This window comes from Aeromonas intestinalis, from assembly GCF_054052485.1.
On the sequence record NZ_JBSTYK010000003.1, the window covers coordinates 77,385 to 95,575 of the forward strand.

Annotated in this window: 15 protein-coding genes, 1 tRNA gene and 1 other RNA gene; all 17 read left to right on the top strand. The window is 62.8% G+C overall.

Annotated elements, in window-relative coordinates:
* The first annotated feature begins 125 nt into the window (after positions 1-125).
* The 17 genes from ACW5W7_RS04695 to nuoN all read left to right on the top strand — a co-directional run bounded on the left by ACW5W7_RS04695 (position 126) and on the right by nuoN (position 17,936).
* Positions 126-213, top strand: a tRNA-Ser gene (locus ACW5W7_RS04695).
* A gap of 53 nt (positions 214-266) precedes the next feature.
* Positions 267-395, top strand: a non-coding RNA gene (locus tag ACW5W7_RS04700) — RtT sRNA.
* Between the two features lie 477 nt (positions 396-872).
* Entirely contained in the window at positions 873-1,631 is a 759-nt protein-coding gene (locus tag ACW5W7_RS04705; RefSeq protein WP_349918049.1) for a flagellar motor protein, read from the top strand.
* Positions 1,609-2,484 carry a flagellar motor protein MotB gene (locus ACW5W7_RS04710; RefSeq protein WP_434662684.1) on the top strand — a complete coding sequence of 292 codons (876 nt, stop codon included), beginning with the start codon at positions 1,609-1,611 and terminating at the stop codon, positions 2,482-2,484. The genes ACW5W7_RS04705 and ACW5W7_RS04710 overlap by 23 nt, the downstream gene beginning before the upstream one ends.
* A gap of 281 nt (positions 2,485-2,765) precedes the next feature.
* Complete coding sequence (locus ACW5W7_RS04715) at positions 2,766-3,170, top strand: NADH-quinone oxidoreductase subunit A (RefSeq protein ID WP_349918052.1); 405 nt, start codon at positions 2,766-2,768, stop codon at positions 3,168-3,170.
* A 29-nt stretch (positions 3,171-3,199) separates the two neighbouring features.
* Positions 3,200-3,874: a NuoB/complex I 20 kDa subunit family protein gene (locus ACW5W7_RS04720; protein WP_042640748.1), complete on the top strand. Its 675-nt coding sequence runs from the start codon at positions 3,200-3,202 to the stop codon at positions 3,872-3,874.
* Between the two features lie 2 nt (positions 3,875-3,876).
* Entirely contained in the window at positions 3,877-5,682 is a 1,806-nt protein-coding gene (nuoC, locus tag ACW5W7_RS04725) for an NADH-quinone oxidoreductase subunit C/D (protein WP_456500925.1), read from the top strand.
* A gap of 63 nt (positions 5,683-5,745) precedes the next feature.
* Positions 5,746-6,306 (top strand): NADH-quinone oxidoreductase subunit NuoE, encoded by a 561-nt coding sequence (gene nuoE / locus ACW5W7_RS04730; protein ID WP_349918054.1) that lies wholly within the window; start codon positions 5,746-5,748, stop codon positions 6,304-6,306.
* The gene (nuoF, locus tag ACW5W7_RS04735) at positions 6,303-7,673 is read left to right on the top strand and encodes an NADH-quinone oxidoreductase subunit NuoF (protein WP_456500926.1); all 1,371 of its coding nucleotides are present in this window, start codon (positions 6,303-6,305) and stop codon (positions 7,671-7,673) included. The genes nuoE and nuoF overlap by 4 nt, the downstream gene beginning before the upstream one ends.
* 64 nt (positions 7,674-7,737) lie before the next feature.
* Positions 7,738-10,467, top strand: a complete 2,730-nt coding sequence (nuoG, locus tag ACW5W7_RS04740; protein ID WP_456500927.1) for an NADH-quinone oxidoreductase subunit NuoG — start codon at positions 7,738-7,740, stop codon at positions 10,465-10,467.
* On the top strand, positions 10,464-11,429 hold the full coding sequence (gene nuoH, locus ACW5W7_RS04745; RefSeq protein ID WP_349918059.1) for an NADH-quinone oxidoreductase subunit NuoH: 966 nt from the start codon (positions 10,464-10,466) through the stop codon (positions 11,427-11,429). Before nuoG ends, nuoH begins: the two co-directional genes overlap by 4 nt.
* A 90-nt stretch (positions 11,430-11,519) precedes the next feature.
* Entirely contained in the window at positions 11,520-12,062 is a 543-nt protein-coding gene (gene nuoI / locus ACW5W7_RS04750) for an NADH-quinone oxidoreductase subunit NuoI (protein WP_349918060.1), read from the top strand.
* 10 nt (positions 12,063-12,072) lie between these two features.
* Entirely contained in the window at positions 12,073-12,624 is a 552-nt protein-coding gene (gene nuoJ, locus ACW5W7_RS04755) for an NADH-quinone oxidoreductase subunit J (RefSeq protein ID WP_349918062.1), read from the top strand.
* Positions 12,621-12,929: an NADH-quinone oxidoreductase subunit NuoK gene (gene nuoK / locus ACW5W7_RS04760; RefSeq protein ID WP_010675036.1), complete on the top strand. Its 309-nt coding sequence runs from the start codon at positions 12,621-12,623 to the stop codon at positions 12,927-12,929. The genes nuoJ and nuoK overlap by 4 nt, the downstream gene beginning before the upstream one ends.
* Complete coding sequence (gene nuoL, locus ACW5W7_RS04765; protein WP_456500928.1) at positions 12,926-14,773, top strand: NADH-quinone oxidoreductase subunit L; 1,848 nt, start codon at positions 12,926-12,928, stop codon at positions 14,771-14,773. The genes nuoK and nuoL overlap by 4 nt, the downstream gene beginning before the upstream one ends.
* Positions 14,774-14,855: 82 nt before the next feature.
* Entirely contained in the window at positions 14,856-16,370 is a 1,515-nt protein-coding gene (nuoM, locus tag ACW5W7_RS04770; RefSeq protein WP_456500929.1) for an NADH-quinone oxidoreductase subunit M, read from the top strand.
* Positions 16,371-16,472: 102 nt separating this feature from the next.
* Positions 16,473-17,936 carry an NADH-quinone oxidoreductase subunit NuoN gene (gene nuoN, locus ACW5W7_RS04775; protein WP_349918066.1) on the top strand — a complete coding sequence of 488 codons (1,464 nt, stop codon included), beginning with the start codon at positions 16,473-16,475 and terminating at the stop codon, positions 17,934-17,936.
* Positions 17,937-18,191 lie beyond the last annotated feature (255 nt).

The following is an 18,191-nucleotide window of genomic DNA, read 5'->3' on the forward strand; positions in this document are numbered from 1 at the left end:
ATTGGACACGTTAAACCGCAGTCGAAAATTTGGTGACGTGCCCAAGTGGCTGCCAGCCGATGAAATCGGCATAAAAGCACGCAACGCGTGCTCCGCAAGCCACAAGCAGATGACTAAAACAATTTGGTGAGGTGTCCGAGTGGCTGAAGGAGCACGCCTGGAAAGTGTGTATACGGCAACGTATCGAGGGTTCGAATCCCTCCCTCACCGCCAAATTGAAAAGCCGACCTCAGGGTCGGCTTTTTGCTATCCAGTCGACATGCATCTCTGATGCCTTCGAGGGAGGGTGAGAACCCTCGCCGGGTTCGAGCAGAGCGGCTTGCCGCAATGAACGGCCGCAGGCCGCCCCGAAGGGGTGGGTCACGCAGTGGCGAATCATCCCTCCCTCACCGCCAAATAAAACAAAAGGGCCTGTCGAAAGACAGGCCCTTTTGTTTTATCCGATGATGGGCGGCTAGGCTTGGGCCCTGGTTCGACAGAAGGGCAGGATAGCCCTTCTGGACAGCCGCAGGCTGCCCGCAGGGCGAGCGCCAGGGAGGGCGCGAGTCAACCCCGACCCTGCCAAATTGAAAAGCCGGCCTCAGGGTCGGCTTTTTGCTTTACTGCGCCATTGATATCCAACCCCTGCTCTCGTGTGCCCAGGCTTTTGGCCTCCCCCATGCAGCACATCCCTCCCTCCCCTGGCTTGGCATGGGACATCGCGCTCATGAGGCCTTCTTGTACCCTCATGATCCCGTCATCGCGGCCGAAAAAGGAGTCATGGCGCACACAGCTCGACCTCTCGGATATTGCTCACCGATTGGATATCATTTTGAAAAACTGATACTTAAGTGGCTACACTAGCCACATTCAACGCATAGGGACATGGACACATGAGTCTGATCGGTTTGCTGTTAGCCTTGGCAGCCATTTTGGGTGGCAACCTGATCGAAGGGGGCCATCCCAGCGCCCTCCTCGATCTGCCCGCCTTCCTCATCGTGATCGGAGGAACCGTGGGCGCCGCCCTGACCCAGTTCCCCTTCTCCGTGGTCGGCAAGACATTCAAACGCTTCAAGTGGCTGATCACCCCGCTGCGCATCGACATGCTGGAACAGGCCCAGCTGCTGGAGACCCTGGCGGGCAACGCGCGGCGCAGCGGCATGCTGGCGCTGGAAGGCATGATCGACGACATCAAGGATCCCTTCCTGCAAAAAGGGGTGCAGATGATGGTCGATGGCTACGAGAAGACCAAGATCCACGAGGTGCTTGAGAACGAAATCGAGTTCGAGCAGGAAGATCTCGAACAGACCGCCAAATTCTATGAGGCCATGGGGGGTTACTGCCCCACCATGGGTATCGTCGGCGCCGTGTTCGGCCTGATCCACGCCATGGGCCTGCTGGATCAGCCGGACAAGCTCGGGGGCGCCATCGCGGTGGCCTTCGTCGCCACCATCTACGGGGTGGGCGCCGCCAACCTCATCTTCCTGCCATTTGGCAACCGCTACAAAGGGTTCGCCCACCAGATCCGCCACTACAAGGAGATGACCCTGACCGGCATTCTCTGCATCGTCGACGGTGAATCCCAGCAGCGGCTGCAAGTCACGCTTGAACCCTACCTCGGAGGTCACGGTGGCCAAAAAGAAAAAGGCTGAGGCGCCGGAGAACCATGAACGCTGGCTGGTCTCCTATGCCGACTTCATGACCCTGCTGTTCGCCCTGTTCGTGGTGCTCTACTCCTTCGCCATGGCCAAGCAGTCGGAGACCCGGGTGCTGATCCAGGGCTTTATCGAATCCCTTGGCAAGATTGGCCTCATCTCCATGCCTGCCGGCTCCCCGGTCATGCAGGGGGGTACCGGCATCCTCGAGCCCGAGTCCAAAACCACCCCCGGCACCTCCCAGAAGGAACAGGTGCTGGATACCCAGACTCCGGCCGCCGCCTCGGATCCCTTCAACGAGACCATAGGTGCCTCGGAGAAACCCAGCGCCACCGAAGCCTGGCCCCACAAGACCAAGGAGCAGGACTGGGCAGTCGTCACCAAGCAGAAGCTGGATCAGCAGCTAAAGAGCCAGATCGAATCAAAAGAGATCGAGGTGGAGCAGCTCGGCAGCCAGCTGGTGATCCGCATCGGTGAGCAGACCCTGTTTCCGGCGGATTCCGCCTTCCTGCAGCCCCAGTTCATTCCCCTGGTCAACAAGGTCTCGGACGTGCTGGCGGACATTCCCGGCAAGGTGGTCGTCACCGGTCATACCGACAACTCCCAGGCACCGGTGGAGCTCTATCGCAACAACTGGGAACTGTCGGTATTGCGAGCGGCCACCATAGTGCACACCCTGCTCACCAACCCCAAGCTGGACTCCCGGCGGGTGGTGGCGCAAGGGGCCGCCGACACGCAACCACGCTACGCCAACGACACGCCCGCCCATCGCCAGGCGAACCGGCGCGTGGAGATAGTGCTCTCCCAGGGCAATGCGGCCGAGCAGTCCCTCCCCCTGCTCAAACCCTGATCACCTCCCCCTCTATCTGCTGATCAAAAGACCCCGCCAGGCGGGGTCTTTCACTTTTCCGATTAGTTTATTTTTCGAGCGTCACAGCCACTTTTTTCGCCGCGCAAAAGCGATTGAAAATGATTCTCAAATGAGAAAATTGACCTCGCTAGCAAAACGTGACTTTCCCCCTGCTGATTAATAATTAATCCACTGAAATGACATGTAAATCAGTATGAAAGTGGCATACTAGGTAACATCCTTGTTAAGTCACATGATTAATTCGGTTAGGGAAAACCTATATGTTTGCTGATATTGCTGTCCAGCATTGGGCCTTTGCTGTCTATGTCATTGGGGCCATCTGTATCTGCCTGACCATGATTGGTCTCGCAGCCCTGTTGGGAGGCCGAGCCTACGGCCGCGCCAAAAACAAACCCTTCGAATCCGGTGTCGACTCCGTCGGCAATGCCCGTCTGCGCTTCTCCGCCAAGTTCTATCTGGTCGCCATGTTCTTCGTCATCTTCGACGTGGAAGCTCTCTATCTGTTCGCCTGGTCCGTCTCCGTGCGGGAGACCGGCTGGGTCGGCTTCATCGAAGCCACCATCTTTATCACCCTGCTGCTGGTCGGTCTCATCTACCTGTGGCGTATCGGGGCCCTCGACTGGGCGCCGAAAAAACCGGTCATGACTGACAAGAAGCCAGACTGAATTACCGATTATCCCTTTGAGGTTGCACCATGAAGTACACCCTGACCCGGATTGACCCGGATGCGCCCGTTGAGCGCTACCCCCAGGAACAGCGCCAGACCGTCGAGGATCCCCTGGCCCAGGAGGCCTCTCGCGGCATCATGATCGGGCGCCTCGAAGAGGTGCTGCAAGACACCGTCAACTGGGGTCGCAAGAACTCCCTCTGGCCCTACAACTTCGGCATCTCCTGTTGCTACGTGGAGATGTGTACCGCCTTCACCTCCCCCCACGACGTGGCCCGATTCGGCGCCGAGGTCATCCGCGCCTCCCCTCGTCAGGCGGACTTCATGGTGATCGCCGGCACTCCCTTCATCAAGATGGCCCCGGTCATCCAGCGTCTGTATGAGCAGCTGCTCGAACCCAAATGGGTCATCTCCATGGGGGCCTGCGCCAACTCGGGCGGCATGTACGACATCTACTCCGTGGTACAGGGCGTGGACAAGTTTCTGCCGGTTGACGTCTATATTCCAGGATGTCCGCCTCGTCCAGAGGCCTTTTTGCAGGCATTGATGCTGCTGCAGGACTCCATCGGCAAAGAACGTCGCCCCCTCTCCTGGGTGGTGGGCGATCAGGGGATCTACCGTCCCCAGATGCAGGCCGAGAAGGAGCGCAAGCGCGGCGAACGGATCAACGTCACCAACCTGCGCACGCCGGATGAGATCTGATCATGAAACTGACTCGCGAATTCCCCAATAACTACACCATGGCCCAGTGGCAGCCTTCCGATCACGCCGATGCCCAGGTGGTGGGCGAGCTGTTCGCCCACTTCGGTGCCGAGCGTTTCACCGTCCAGACTACGCGCACCGGCGTGCCGGTGATCTGGCTCTCTCGGGAGCTGCTGCTGGATGTGATGGGCTTCCTGCGCGCACTCCCCTCTCCCTTCGTGATGCTGTTTGACTTGAGCGCCACCGACGAGCGGATGCGCAGCCAGCGCCACGGTTTGCCAGAGAGTGACTTCACCGTCTTCTATCACCTCATCTCCATCGATCGCAACGCCGACGTGATGCTGAAGGTGCCCCTCAAGGAGAGCGATCTCACCCTGCCCACCATCAGCCGCCACTTCCCGAATGCCAACTGGTATGAGCGGGAAGTCTGGGATCTGATGGGGATCACCTTCGATGGTCACCCCCACCTCACCCGCATCATGATGCCCAAGAGCTGGCAGGGTCACCCCCTGCGCAAGGACTACCCGGCCCGGGCCACCGAGTTCGATCCCTTCATGCTCGATGCCGCCAAGCAGGACATGGAGCAGGACAACCTGCTGTTCAAACCCGAAGAGTGGGGCATGGCCCGGGGCAACGAGAACGAAGATTACATGTTCTTGAACCTGGGGCCGAACCACCCCTCCGCCCACGGCGCCTTCCGCCTGGTGCTACAACTCGACGGGGAAGAGATCCGCGACTGCGTGCCCGATATCGGCTACCACCACCGCGGCGCCGAGAAGATGGGGGAGCGCCAGTCCTGGCACAGTTACATTCCCTACACCGACCGGGTCGAGTACCTGGGCGGCGTGATGAACAACCTGCCCTATGTGCTGGCGGTCGAGAAGCTGGCCGGCATCAAGGTGCCGCAGCGGGTCGACATGATCCGGGTGATGATGGCGGAGCTGTTCCGCATCCAGAGCCACCTCTTGTTCATCGGCACCTACATTCAGGACGTGGGGGCCATGACCCCGGTCTTCTTCACCTTCACCGACCGCCAGCGGATCTACACCATCATCGAGGCCATCACGGGGGCGCGCATGCACCCTGCCTGGTTCCGCATCGGCGGCGTGGCGCACGATCTGCCTCAAGGCTGGGCTCGCCTCATCCAGGACAACCTGCTGAGCTGGCTGCCCAAGCGGCTGATGGAGTATGAGAAGGCCGCCATGCGCAACAGCATCTTGCGCGGCCGCACCATCGGTGTCGCCGCCTACAACACGGCACAGGCACTGGCCTGGGGCACCACGGGGGGCGGTCTTCGCGCCACCGGCCTCAACTTTGACGTGCGCAAGTGGCGCCCCTATTCGGGCTACGATCAGTTCGAGTTCGAGGTGCCGGTGGGTGCCAACGGGGATGCCTATGACAGAGCCCTGGTGCGCATCGAGGAGATGCGCCAGAGCATGCGCATCATCGAGCAGTGCATGAAAAACATGCCGGAAGGGCCGTTCAAGGCGGATCATCCCCTCACCACGCCGCCCCCCAAAGAGCGCACCCTGCAGGACATCGAGACCCTGATCACCCACTTCCTGCAAGTCTCCTGGGGCCCGGTGATGCCGGCCGCCGAGTCCTTCCAGATGATAGAGGCGACCAAGGGGATCAACAGTTATTACCTGACCAGCGACGGCTCCACCATGAGCTACCGGACCCGGATCCGCACCCCGAGCTTCGCCCACCTGCAGCAGATCCCCTCGGTGATCCGCGGCCAGATGGTGTCGGATCTTATCGTCTACCTGGGCAGCATCGATTTCGTTATGTCGGATGTAGATCGTTAAGTCCCCGCCGTGCCCTCTGGGGCGCAACGGGACAATAAGAATAAGCGACAAAAGGTTTAAGTCATGAGCCAACAATGTCAGTGCCAACACAACTCATCCCCAGCGGGGCAAGGCCAGTGCCAGAGCAAGGGATCTCTCCCGAGCCAGCAGGGCGATTTCGTCCTGAGTCAGGCCGAGCGCGACGCTATCGAACATGAGAAACACCACTACGAGGATCCCCGTGCCGCCAGCATCGAAGCCCTCAAGATAGTGCAGCAGGCCCGCGGCTGGGTACCGGACGGGGCCATCTATGCCATCGCCACCGAACTCGGCATCCCCGCCAGCGACGTGGAGGGGGTCGCCACTTTCTATAGCCAGATCTTCCGCCAGCCAGTGGGTCGTCACATCATTCGCGTCTGCGACAGCATGGTGTGCTACATCAATGGCCACGAGCAGTTGTTGGCGGGTCTGAAAGAGGTGATGAACCTGGCCCCGGGCCAGACCTCGGCGGACGGCCGCTTCACCCTGCTGCCGGTCTGCTGCCTCGGCAACTGCGACAAGGGGCCGGCGCTGATGATAGACGACGACACCTACGGCGGTCTCGATGCCATCGGCCTGCTGAAAACCCTGGAGGCCTACCCATGAAGTCATTCGCCTCCCTGGGCACCGCCAACCGCATCGCCCGTGCCCCCGAGACCCATCCCCTCACCTGGCGTCTGCGCGACGACGGCCAGCCGGTCTGGCTGGAGGAGTACCAGTCCAAGCAGGGTTATGAGGCTGCCCGCAAGGCATTGGGCCAGATGAGCCCGGACGAAATCGTCAACACCGTCAAGGATGCCGGCCTCAAGGGCCGCGGCGGCGCCGGTTTCTCCACCGGTGTGAAGTGGGGCCTGATGCCCAAAGACGAGAGCATGAACATCCGTTACCTGCTCTGCAACGCCGACGAGATGGAGCCGAACACCTGGAAGGATCGGTTGCTGATGGAACAGCTCCCCCACCTGCTGATCGAGGGGATGATCATCTCGGCCCGGGCCCTCAAGGCCTACCGGGGCTACATCTTCCTGCGCGGCGAATACGTGGATGCGGCCATTCACCTGCGCCGTGCGGTGGAAGAGGCCAAGGCTGCGGGGCTGCTCGGCAAGAACATTCTGGGCTCGGGGTTTGACTTCGAGCTGTTCGTGCACACCGGCGCCGGTCGCTACATCTGCGGCGAGGAGACGGCCCTCATCAACTCCCTGGAGGGGCGTCGCGCCAACCCGCGCGCCAAGCCCCCCTTCCCCGCCGTCTCCGGCGTCTGGGGCAAGCCGACCTGCGTCAACAACGTCGAGACCCTGTGCAACGTGCCCGCCATCATCGGCAACGGCGTGGCCTGGTATCAGGGGCTGGCGCTGCTAGGCTCCGAAGATCACGGCACCAAGCTGATGGGCTTCTCCGGCAAGGTCAACAACCCTGGCCTGTGGGAGCTGCCCTTTGGCATCACGGCCCGCGAGCTGTTTGAGCACTACGCCGGCGGCATGAAGCCCGGCTATCGCCTGAAGGCCTGGCAACCCGGTGGCGCCGGTACCGGCTTTTTGCTGCCCGAGCACCTGGATGCCCAGATGTATGCCGGCGGCATCGGCAAGGTCGGCACCCGCATGGGTACGGGCCTCGCCATGGCGGTGGATGACAGCATCAACATGGTCGCCCTGCTGCGCAACATGGAGGAGTTCTTCGCCCGCGAATCCTGCGGCTGGTGCACCCCCTGCCGCGACGGCCTGCCCTGGAGCGTCAAGCTGCTGCGGGCGCTGGAGCGGGGCGAGGGTCAGCCCGGCGATCTCGAGACCCTGGCCCAGCTGTGCAACTTCCTCGGCCCCGGCAAGACCTTCTGCGCCCATGCGCCGGGGGCCGTCGAGCCCCTTGGCAGCGCGATGAAGTATTTCCGCTCCGAATTCGAGGCCGGCGTCAAAGGCCATGGGGAGAATCGCAAGCTGCTCAAGGGGATCCAACCCAATCTGCTGAGCGAGCGCTGGTAACACGCGTGACTCGGCGACGCGCATTGCGCTGCACGTTTTATCTAATTGAAGTCAGGGAAGCTGTATGGCCACCATTCATGTAGACGGTAAAGAGTACGAGGTAGACGGGGCAGACAACCTGCTGCAAGCCTGTCTGTCCTTAGGGTTGGACGTCCCCTATTTTTGCTGGCACCCGGCGCTCGGCAGCGTCGGCGCCTGCCGCCAGTGTGCGGTCAAGCAGTATCAGAATGCCGATGACAAGCGCGGCCGCCTGGTCATGTCCTGCATGACCCCCTCCACCGATGGCAGTTACATCTCCATCGAGGACGAGGAGGCAAAGGAGTTTCGCAAGTGCGTGGTGGAGTGGCAGATGACCAACCACCCCCACGACTGCCCGGTGTGTGAAGAGGGGGGCGCCTGCCACCTGCAGGACATGACGGTGATGACCGGCCACAACAGCCGTCGCTACCGTTTCACCAAGCGCACCCACCAGAACCAGGATCTCGGCCCCTTCATCAGCCACGAGATGAACCGCTGCATCGCCTGCTATCGCTGCGTCCGTTACTACAAGGACTACGCGGGGGGCGAGGATCTCGGGGTCTACGGCGCCCACGACAACGTCTACTTCGGCCGGGTCGAGGATGGCACCCTGGAGAGCGAGTTCTCCGGCAACCTGGTGGAGGTCTGCCCCACTGGCGTCTTCACCGACAAGACCCACTCCGAGCGCTACAACCGCAAGTGGGACATGCAGTTCGCCCCCAGCATCTGCCAGGGATGCTCGGTCGGCTGCAACATCAGCCCGGGTGAGCGCTATGGCGAGCTGCGCCGCATAGAGAACCGCTACCACGGCGCCCTGAACCACTACTTCCTGTGCGATCGTGGCCGCTTCGGCTACGGACACGTCAATCTGGCCGAGCGCCCCCGCCAGCCATTGCTGCGAGACGGTGGTGACAGGCTCGCCATCACAGTGGATGGCGCCCTCAACCGCGCCGCCGACGCCCTGCGTACCAGCGCTGGCGTCATCGGCATCGGCTCGCCCCGCGCGTCGCTGGAGAGCAACTTCGCCCTGCGCGAACTGGTGGGCGCCGCCAACTTCTACAGTGGCGTCGAGCAAAGCGAATGGGAGTGCCTGCAAAAGATGCTGCAGATCCTGCAGCAAAGCGGCGTGCGTACCCCGAGCCTGCGTGACATGGAAGAGGCCGACGCCGTGCTGGTGCTCGGCGAAGATGTCACCCAGACTGCCGCCCGTATCGCCCTGGCCCTGCGCCAGGCGGTCAAAGGCAAGGCCCGCGACATCGCCCGCAAGATGAAGGTGGACTTGTGGCAGGTCGCCGCCGTGCAGACCTTAGGGCAGAACGAGCGCTACCCGCTGCTCATCACCAGCCTGGACAGCACCCGCCTCGACGACGTGGCAAGCGGCACCCTGCGCGCGCCCCACGCCGATCAGGCACGCCTCGGTTTCGCCATCGCCCATCTGCTGGATGGCTCGGCCCCGACTCCCTCGGGTCTTGGCGCCGAACAGCAAGCCCTGGCCGCCCAGTGGACCGAGCTGCTTGGCAACGCCAAGAAGCCACTTATCATTGCAGGCTCAAGTGCCCGCAGCCAGGCCCTGCTCGAAGCGGCCAGCAACATCGCACGCGCCCTCAAGGGCCGCGGTCAGGCGGTGGAGATAGCCCTGGTGGCGCAAGAGACCAACAGTCTGGGGCTGGCCATGCTGGCCCAGGATGCTGCCCCGCTGGAGGCGGCCCTTGCGCGCATCGAAGGGGAGGCCTCCCTCTCCCTCATCGCGCTGGAAAACGATCTCTACCGCCGTGCTCCCCGCAGCCGGGTGGACGGAGCCCTTGCGCGCCTGCAACACCTGCTGGTGGTGGATCATCAGGACACCGCTACCGCGAGCAAAGCCGATCTGGTCTTACCAGCCGCCAGCTTCGCCGAGGCGGACGGCACCCTCATCAACATGGAAGGCCGCGCCCAGCGCTTCTTCCAGGTCTATGCCCCCGCCTTCTACGACGCCGACATCCAGGTCCGTGAGGGCTGGCGCTGGCTGGCCGCCCTGCAAGGGGTGCTGGACAGAAAGCCCCTGCGCTGGAACACCTTCGACGAGGTGAGCAGCGCCTGCGCCGCCAGTGCCCCGCTGCTCAATACCATGGGTGAAGCTGCCCCCAACGCCGGTCTGCGCATCCGCGGCATGAAGCTCGCCCGCGAGCCGCACCGCTACAGCGGTCGCACCTCCATGCTGGCGAATCAGAACGTGAGCGAGCCTCGGGTCGCCCAAGATCCCGATTCGCCGTTCAACTTCTCCATGGAAGGCTACGCCGGTGCCCGCCAACCCCTGCAACAGGTACCGTTTGCCTGGGCGCCGGGCTGGAACTCGCCCTCTGCCTGGAACAAGTTCCAGGACGAGGTGGGTGGCAACCTGCGCGCCGGGGATCCCGGTCGCCGTCTGCTGGAGCCTGGTGAAGGCGGCCTCGGCTGGTTCAATAGCATCCCCTCCTCCTTCAGTGCCCAGGCGGCCCTGCAGGTGGTGAGTTACGATCAGCTGTTCGGCGCCGAGGAGCTATCCGCCAAGAGCCCGGTCATCCAGGCGCGGATGAGCGAGCCCACCCTGGTCCTGAACCCGGCGGACGCCGACCGTCTGGCGCTCCAGGCCGGTAGCGAGATCGCCCTCTCCTGGGGTGGCAATCACTGGCGACTGCGTCTGCAACTGAGCGACAACCTGGCTCAGGGGCTGCTCGGCCTGCCGCTCGGGATGAACGGCCTGCCGACCGCCCTGCACCACGCCCTCATCGATAACCTGCAGGAGGTCATCGCATGAGCGACGCCCTGATGGATCTGCTGATCGAGATAGGCAAGGCCCTGATCGTGCTGGTAGGCATAGTGGGGGCTGGCGCCTTCATGAGCTTCATCGAGCGCCGCCTGCTGGCGCTGTGGCAGGACAGATACGGTCCCAATCGGGTGGGCCCCTTCGGCCTGCTGCAGCTGGCGGCCGACATGGTCAAGATGTTCTTCAAGGAGGACTGGATCCCGCCGTTCGCGGATCGCCGGATCTTCGTGCTGGCCCCCATCATCGCGTTTACCGCCTTCATCCTGGCGTTTGCGGTGGTGCCCATCACGCCCACCTGGGGCGTGGCGGATCTCAACGTGGGCCTGCTCTACATCCTGGCCATCGCGGGGCTGGCGGTCTATGCCGTGCTGTTCGCCGGCTGGTCGAGCAACAACAAGTACTCCTTGCTCGGCAGCCTGCGCGCCTCGGCCCAGACCCTCTCCTACGAGGTGTTCCTCGGTCTGTCGCTGATGGGCATCGTCATCCAGACCGGCAGCTTCAACCTGCGTGACATCGTCGAGGCCCAGGCCGGCATGTGGAACGTGATCCCCCAGATCCTGGGCTTTGTCACCTTCCTGTTTGCCGGGGTCGCCGTCACCCATCGCCACCCGTTCGATCAGCCGGAAGCCGAGCAGGAGCTTGCCGACGGTTATCACATCGAGTACGCGGGCATGAAATGGGGTCTGTTCTTCGTGGGCGAATACATCGGCATCGTGCTGGTCTCCTCCCTCATCGTGACCCTGTTCTTCGGTGGCTGGCACGGCCCCTGGCTGCCCCCCTTCGTCTGGTTCGCCCTGAAGACCGCCTGTTTCATGGTGTTCTTCATACTGCTGCGGGCCTCTTTGCCTCGCCCGCGCTTCGACCAGGTGATGTCATTCGGCTGGAAGGTCTGCCTGCCGCTGACCCTGCTCAACATGCTGGTGACCGGTGCCGTGGTGCTGATGAATGCGTAACAAGAGCGATATGGATATGACGACTGTTGGGCCGTCTGTGACCCCGAACCGGGCAGACGCCAGTGCTGATAAATGTGCAGTGAGGCACCTATGAAGATTACGAGCATTATCAAGGGTGTGGGTACCCAGTTACGCAGTCTGGGCATGGTGTTCTCCCATGCCTGGCGCCCCCGTGAGACCCTGAACTACCCGGAGCAGGCCGTCTATGCGGCCCCCCGTTTTCGCGGCCGCATCGTCCTGACCCGGGATCCCGACGGCGACGAGCGCTGCGTGGCGTGCAACCTGTGCGCCGTGGCCTGCCCGGTCGGCTGCATCTCCCTGCAAAAGTCCGAACGGGACGACGGTCGCTGGTATCCGGAGTTCTTTCGCATCAACTTCTCCCGCTGCATCTTCTGCGGTCTGTGCGAAGAAGCCTGCCCCACCACCGCCATCCAGCTCACGCCGGATTTCGAGATGGGGGAATATCGCCGCCAGGATCTGGTGTACGAGAAGGAAGATCTGCTGATCAGCGGCCCCGGCAAATACCCGGACTACAACTTCTACCGCATGAGCGGGATGGCCATCGACGGCAAGCCCAAAGGGGATGCCGAGAATGAAGCCAAGCCCATCGATGTCAAGAGCCTGCTGCCCTGAGGAGTCATTCATGGAACTGGCATTCTATGCCGCGGCCCTGGTCGCCATTTACAGCACGTTGCGGGTGATCAGCACCAGCAATCCCATGCACGCGCTGCTCAACCTCATCATCTCCCTCATCGCCGTGGCCATGATTTTCTTCTGCCTGGGGGCCTCTTTCGCGGGCGCCCTGCAGGTGATCGTCTACGCCGGCGCCATCATGGTGCTGTTCGTGTTCGTGGTGATGATGCTGAACTTAGGCACAGCCCAGGATCAGGAGAAACGCTGGCTCACCCCCACCACCTGGGGTGGCCCCGCCCTGCTCTCACTCATCCTGCTCGGCTTTCTGGCCCACGGCATCCTCGGGGTGACCGGCGGCGAGCTGGGCCATACCGATGTCAGCGCCAAGGAGGTCGGCATCGCCCTGTTCGGCCCCTATGTGCTGGCGGTGGAGCTCGCCTCCATCCTGCTGCTGGCGGGCCTGGTCACCGCCTATCACCTGGGCCGTGAGGACAAGCGCGGGGAGGTGCTCTCCGTCCCCAAAACCGCCCCGCAACCGAACCAAGAAGGAGGTCAGCAATGAGTGGTATCCCTATGGAACATGGCCTTCTGCTGGCGGCCATCTTGTTTGCCATCGGCCTGTGCGGTCTGCTGATTCGTCGTAACTTGCTGTTTATCCTCATGAGTATCGAAATCATGATGAATGCGTCCGCGCTGGCGTTCGTGGTGGCTGGCAGCCGCTGGGCCCAGGCCGATGGCCAGATCATGTACATACTGGTGATTTCTCTGGCGGCAGCGGAGGCCAGCATCGGCCTCGCCCTGTTACTGCTGCTCTATCGTCGTTACCACACCCTGAACGTGGACACTGTGAGCGAGATGCGCGGATGAGCCTCCTATTCCTGACTTTCCTGTTCCCGCTGCTGGGATGGCTGCTGCTGGCCTTCTCCATCGGTCGCCTCGGTGAGCGTACTTCCGCGCTCATTGGCGTCGGCAGCATAGGCCTGTCGGCCCTGACTACCCTCTGGGTCGGCATCGATTTCCTGAGCACCATGCCAGCTGGCGGCGTCTACACCCAGACCCTGTGGCAATGGATGTCGGTGGGCGAGTTCCAGCCCGCCTTCCGCCTCTCCCTGGATGGACTGTCCCTCACCATGCTGGGGGTGGTGACCGGGGTGGGCTTCTTCATCCACCTGTTCGCCTCCTGGTACATGCGCGGGGAAGAGGGCTATTCCCGCTTCTTCACCTACACCAACCTCTTCATCGCCAGCATGCTGTTCCTGGTGCTGGCTGACGATCTGCTGTTCGTCTACCTGGGCTGGGAAGGGGTGGGGCTGTGCAGCTACCTGCTGATCGGCTTCTACTACCGCAACCCCGCCAATGGCGCGGCCGCCCTCAAGGCGTTCGTGGTGACCCGGGTCGGCGACGTCTTCCTCGCCATCGGTCTGTTCGTGCTCTATCGGGAGCTCGGCACCCTCAACATCCACGAATTGCTGGTGCGTGCCCCGGCGATGTTCGCCGAGGGCTCCCCTGCCCTGTCGTTCGCCTGCCTGATGCTGCTCGGTGGCGCGGTCGGCAAGTCCGCCCAGCTGCCGCTGCAGACCTGGCTGGCCGACGCCATGGCGGGCCCGACTCCGGTCTCGGCGCTGATCCACGCGGCCACCATGGTGACCGCCGGTGTCTACCTCATCGCCCGTACCCACGGCCTGTTCCTGCTGGCCCCCGAGATCCTGCATCTGGTGGCCCTGGTCGGTGCCATTACCCTGGTGCTGGCGGGCTTTGCAGCCCTGGTGCAGACCGACATCAAGCGGATCCTGGCTTACTCCACCATGAGCCAGATTGGCTACATGTTCCTGGCCCTCGGGGTCGGTGCCTGGGACGGGGCCATCTTCCACCTGATGACCCACGCCTTCTTCAAGGCGCTGCTGTTCCTCTCCGCCGGTGCCGTCATCGTTGCGACCCACCACGAGCAGAACATCTTCAAGATGGGGGGCCTGCGCAAGAGCCTGCCGCTGGTCTATGCCTGCTTCCTGGTCGGGGGTTCGGCGCTCGCCGCGCTGCCGCTGGTGACAGCCGGCTTCTACAGCAAGGACGCCATCCTCTGGCAGGTGCAGGCCAGCGGCCAGAGCGCCCTGCTGTGGGCCGGTCTGGTGGGGGCCTTCCTGACCTCCCTCTATACCTTCCGCCTGATCTTCATCGCCTTCCACGGCAAAGAGCAAACCGAGGCCCACGCCGGTCACGGCCTGGCCCACCAGCTCCCCTTGCTGGTGCTGCTGGTGCTCTCCACCGCCATCGGTGCCTGGATAACGCCGCCGCTCGCGGGTGTGCTGCCGGCCGGCCCTGGGGACCACATCGAAGAGGGCCGTCACAGCCTCGAGATCCTCTCCGGCGTCATCGCCATCGCGGGGATAGCGCTCGCCGCCTTCCTGTTCCTCGGTGAGCGCCGCCTGGCCAAGCGCATCGCACAGAGCGCCCCTGGCCGTCTGCTCAGCACCCTCTGGTTCAACGCCTGGGGCTTTGACTGGCTCTATGATCTGCTCTGGGTCAAACCCTACCTGCTGGCAACCCGACTGCTCGGCAAGGATCCCCTGGATCGGGCGATGAACCTGCCCGCGGTGCTGGCCCAGACAGGCCACCAGCTGCTGGCCTGGACCGTTTCCGGCAAGTTGCGCTGGTATGCGGCCTCCATGGGGATGGGCGCAGCCCTGATCCTGGCCCTGCTGCTGCTCGGCTGAGGGTGAGCAACATGAGACAACACCCTGCGGCAGGCCCGGTGCCTGCCCCATTAGAACTAGAAACTAGACGAGAGCTGATATCGTGACCTTACTCTGGATCTTGTTAATTCCTTTTATCGGCGGCTTGATCTGCTGGCAGATGGAGCGCCTCGGCGGACAGTTCGTCCGTTGGGTCGCCCTGCTCTCCATGGGCGCCTGCCTGCTGCTCTCCGGAGCCATCTGGCTTGGCAGTGACTTCTCCCTGGCCAACCCCGGCCTGCCCGTCTGGGCGGCAGAGTGGCAATTGCCCTGGATCCCGCGCTTTGGCATCTCGCTGCACCTGGCGGTAGACGGCCTCTCTTTGCTGATGGTGATGCTCACCAGCTTCATCGGCGTGCTGGCCATCCTCTGTTCCTGGAAGGAGATCGTGCAGCGCATCGGCTTCTTCCACCTGAATCTGCTGTGGATTTTGGGTGGCGTACTCGGGGTCTTCATGGCGGTGGATCTGTTCCTCTTCTTCTTCTTCTGGGAGATGATGCTGGTCCCCATGTACTTCCTGATCGCGCTCTGGGGTCACTCGGTCGCCGACGGCAAGTCCCGCATCAACGCGGCCACCAAGTTCTTCATCTACACCCAGGCGAGCGGCCTCATCATGCTGGTCGCCATCCTGGGGCTGGTGCTGACCCACCACAGCGCCACCGGTGTCTTCACCTTCAACTATCAGGATCTGCTGAGCACCCCCATGAGCATGGGCGTACAGTGGTTGCTGATGCTGGGCTTCTTCATCGCCTTCGCGGTCAAGATGCCATTGGTGCCCCTGCACGGCTGGCTGCCGGATGCCCATAGCCAGGCGCCGACCGCAGGTTCCGTGGACCTGGCGGGCATTCTGCTCAAGACCGCCGCCTACGGCCTGCTGCGCTTCACCCTGCCGCTCTTCCCCGACGCCTCCGCCGCCTTCGCCCCCTATGCCATGGGCCTTGGTCTGTTTGGCATCGTCTACGGTGCCCTGCTGGCGTTTGCCCAGACCGACATCAAGCGTCTGGTGGCCTACACCAGCATCTCCCACATGGGTTTCGTGATGATCGCCATCTACTCGGGCAGCGAACTGGCCCTGCAGGGTGCGGTGGTGCAGATGATCGCCCACGGCCTCTCCGCCGCCGGTCTGTTCATCCTGTGCGGTCAGCTCTATGAGCGCCTGCACACCCGGGACCTGCGCCAGATGGGCGGTCTGTGGGGACGCCTTCGCTACCTGCCCGGCGTGATGCTGTTCTTCTCGGTGGCGTCTCTGGGCATGCCGGGGACCGGCAACTTCATCGGCGAGTTCCTGATCCTCATCGGCAGCTTCCAGGTGGCCCCCATCATGACCATCATCGCCACCTTCGGTCTGGTGCTGGCTTCGGTCTACTCCCTCATCATGCTGCAGCGCGCCTGCTTCGGCGCTCCCAAGGACGAGAAGGTCCTGAAGGGACTGGACAAGCGGGAGCTCGCCATGATGCTGACCATCGCGAGCCTTCTGGTGCTGCTCGGTCTCTATCCCCAACCTGTGCTGGATACCGCCAGCAGCAGCCTCTTGAGCGTGCTGCACTGGTATGCGCTGCCGGCCACAGGAGCACTGTGATGATGCCTTCTCTTTCGTCCTCTTCGTTCACGTCAGGAGCCTTGTCATGACGCTTATCGCAACTCAATTGCCGTCACTGGCGCTGGCCACAGGAGCACAGTCATGACGTTCACTGCCGCGCAACTGCTGGCCCTGCTGCCGCTGCTGCTGACCACCGGGGCCATGGTGGCCCTGATGCTGGCCATCGCCTGGAAACGCTGCGATGACACCGCCTTCGTGGTGACCATCACCGGTCTGAACCTGGCCCTCTTCTCCCTGCCCATCGTCATGGCGCAGGGTGATCAGGGGGTCACCCCCCTCTTGCAGGTGGACAGCTACGCCGTCTTCTACATGGGGCTGGTGCTCATCGGCGCCCTCGCCACCTGTACCTTCGGCCGCTCCTGGCTCAAGGGTTACCCGGACAACCGGGAAGAGTTCTACCTGCTGCTGCTGATCGCCACCGCCGGCGGTCTGGTGCTGGCAGGCTCCCGCCATCTCGCATCCCTCTTCATCGGGATCGAGATGCTGACCCTGCCCATGTTCGGTCTGGTGGGTTATGCCTACCGCGAGCGCCATTCGCTGGAGGCCAGCATCAAGTACATGGTGCTCTCCGCCACCGCCACCGCCTTCCTGCTGTTTGGCATGGCGCTGCTCTACGCCCAGGCGGGGAGCCTCAGCTTCAGCGATCTCGGTCTGACCCTGGCCCAGAGCCCGGCACACCATCCGCTATTGATGGGGGGCTTCGGCCTGATGCTGGTCGGATTTGCCTTCAAGCTCTCCCTGGCCCCCTTCCACCTCTGGACTCCGGACGTCTACGAAGGGGCGCCGGCACCGGTGGCGACCTTCCTCGCGACCGTCAGCAAGATCGCCGTGTTCTGCGTGCTGCTGCGCTTCTATCTGGCGGTACCGGCCACCTCGGACCCCATGATCCACTGGTTGCTGGCGGCCATGGCAGTCATTTCTATCGTCATCGGCAACCTCTTGGCGCTGATCCAGACCAACATCAAGCGGATGATGGGCTACTCCTCCATCTCCCACTTCGGCTATCTGCTGGCGGTGGTGGTGGCGAGCCGCCTCGGCCAGATCCCGGTGGAAGCGGCGGGGGTCTATCTGCTGATGTATCTCTTCACCAGCCTGGGGGCCTTCGGCGTCATCAGCATGATGTCCAGCCCCTACCGCGGCAAGGATGCTGACTCCCTGCACAGCTATCGCGGCCTGTTCTGGAAGCGCCCTTATCTCACCGCCGTGATGACGGTGATGATGCTGTCGCTCGCGGGCATCCCCATGACGCTCGGCTTCATCGGCAAGTTCTACCTCATCGGCGTCACCGTCGAGGCGCAGCTGTGGTGGCTCAGTGGCGCCATCGTGCTCGGCAGCGCCCTGGGGCTCTACTACTACCTGCGCGTCATGGTCACCCTCTACCTGCGCGAACCCGGCATGCAGCTGCGCGATGCCACCGCCGACTGGGCCTTCTCCTCCGGAGGCCTGGTAGTGCTGCTCTCCGCCATCCTGGTGGTGCTGCTCGGGATCTACCCCCAGCCGGTCATCAGCCTGGTGCAGGGCTTCCAGAACGTGGTCCTGCGCTGACAGACATCAACCAAACAAAAACCGGCCTCCATGGCCGGTTTTTTATGCCCCGATGTTGGGGCACGAGCCGTGACTCAATCCAGATAATCCCGAGTCTCACGCCCCTTTTTCGTCATCGCGCTCCCCTTCCCAACCCGTCTCCCCCATAGCAAGCCAAGCTGATAGCGCGCGGTGGTAGAAAAGATGAAGGGCGCCATTCCCGCTTTCTCCCCATAAAAAAACCGGCCAGAAGGCCGGTTTTTCATTGCTGCCGAG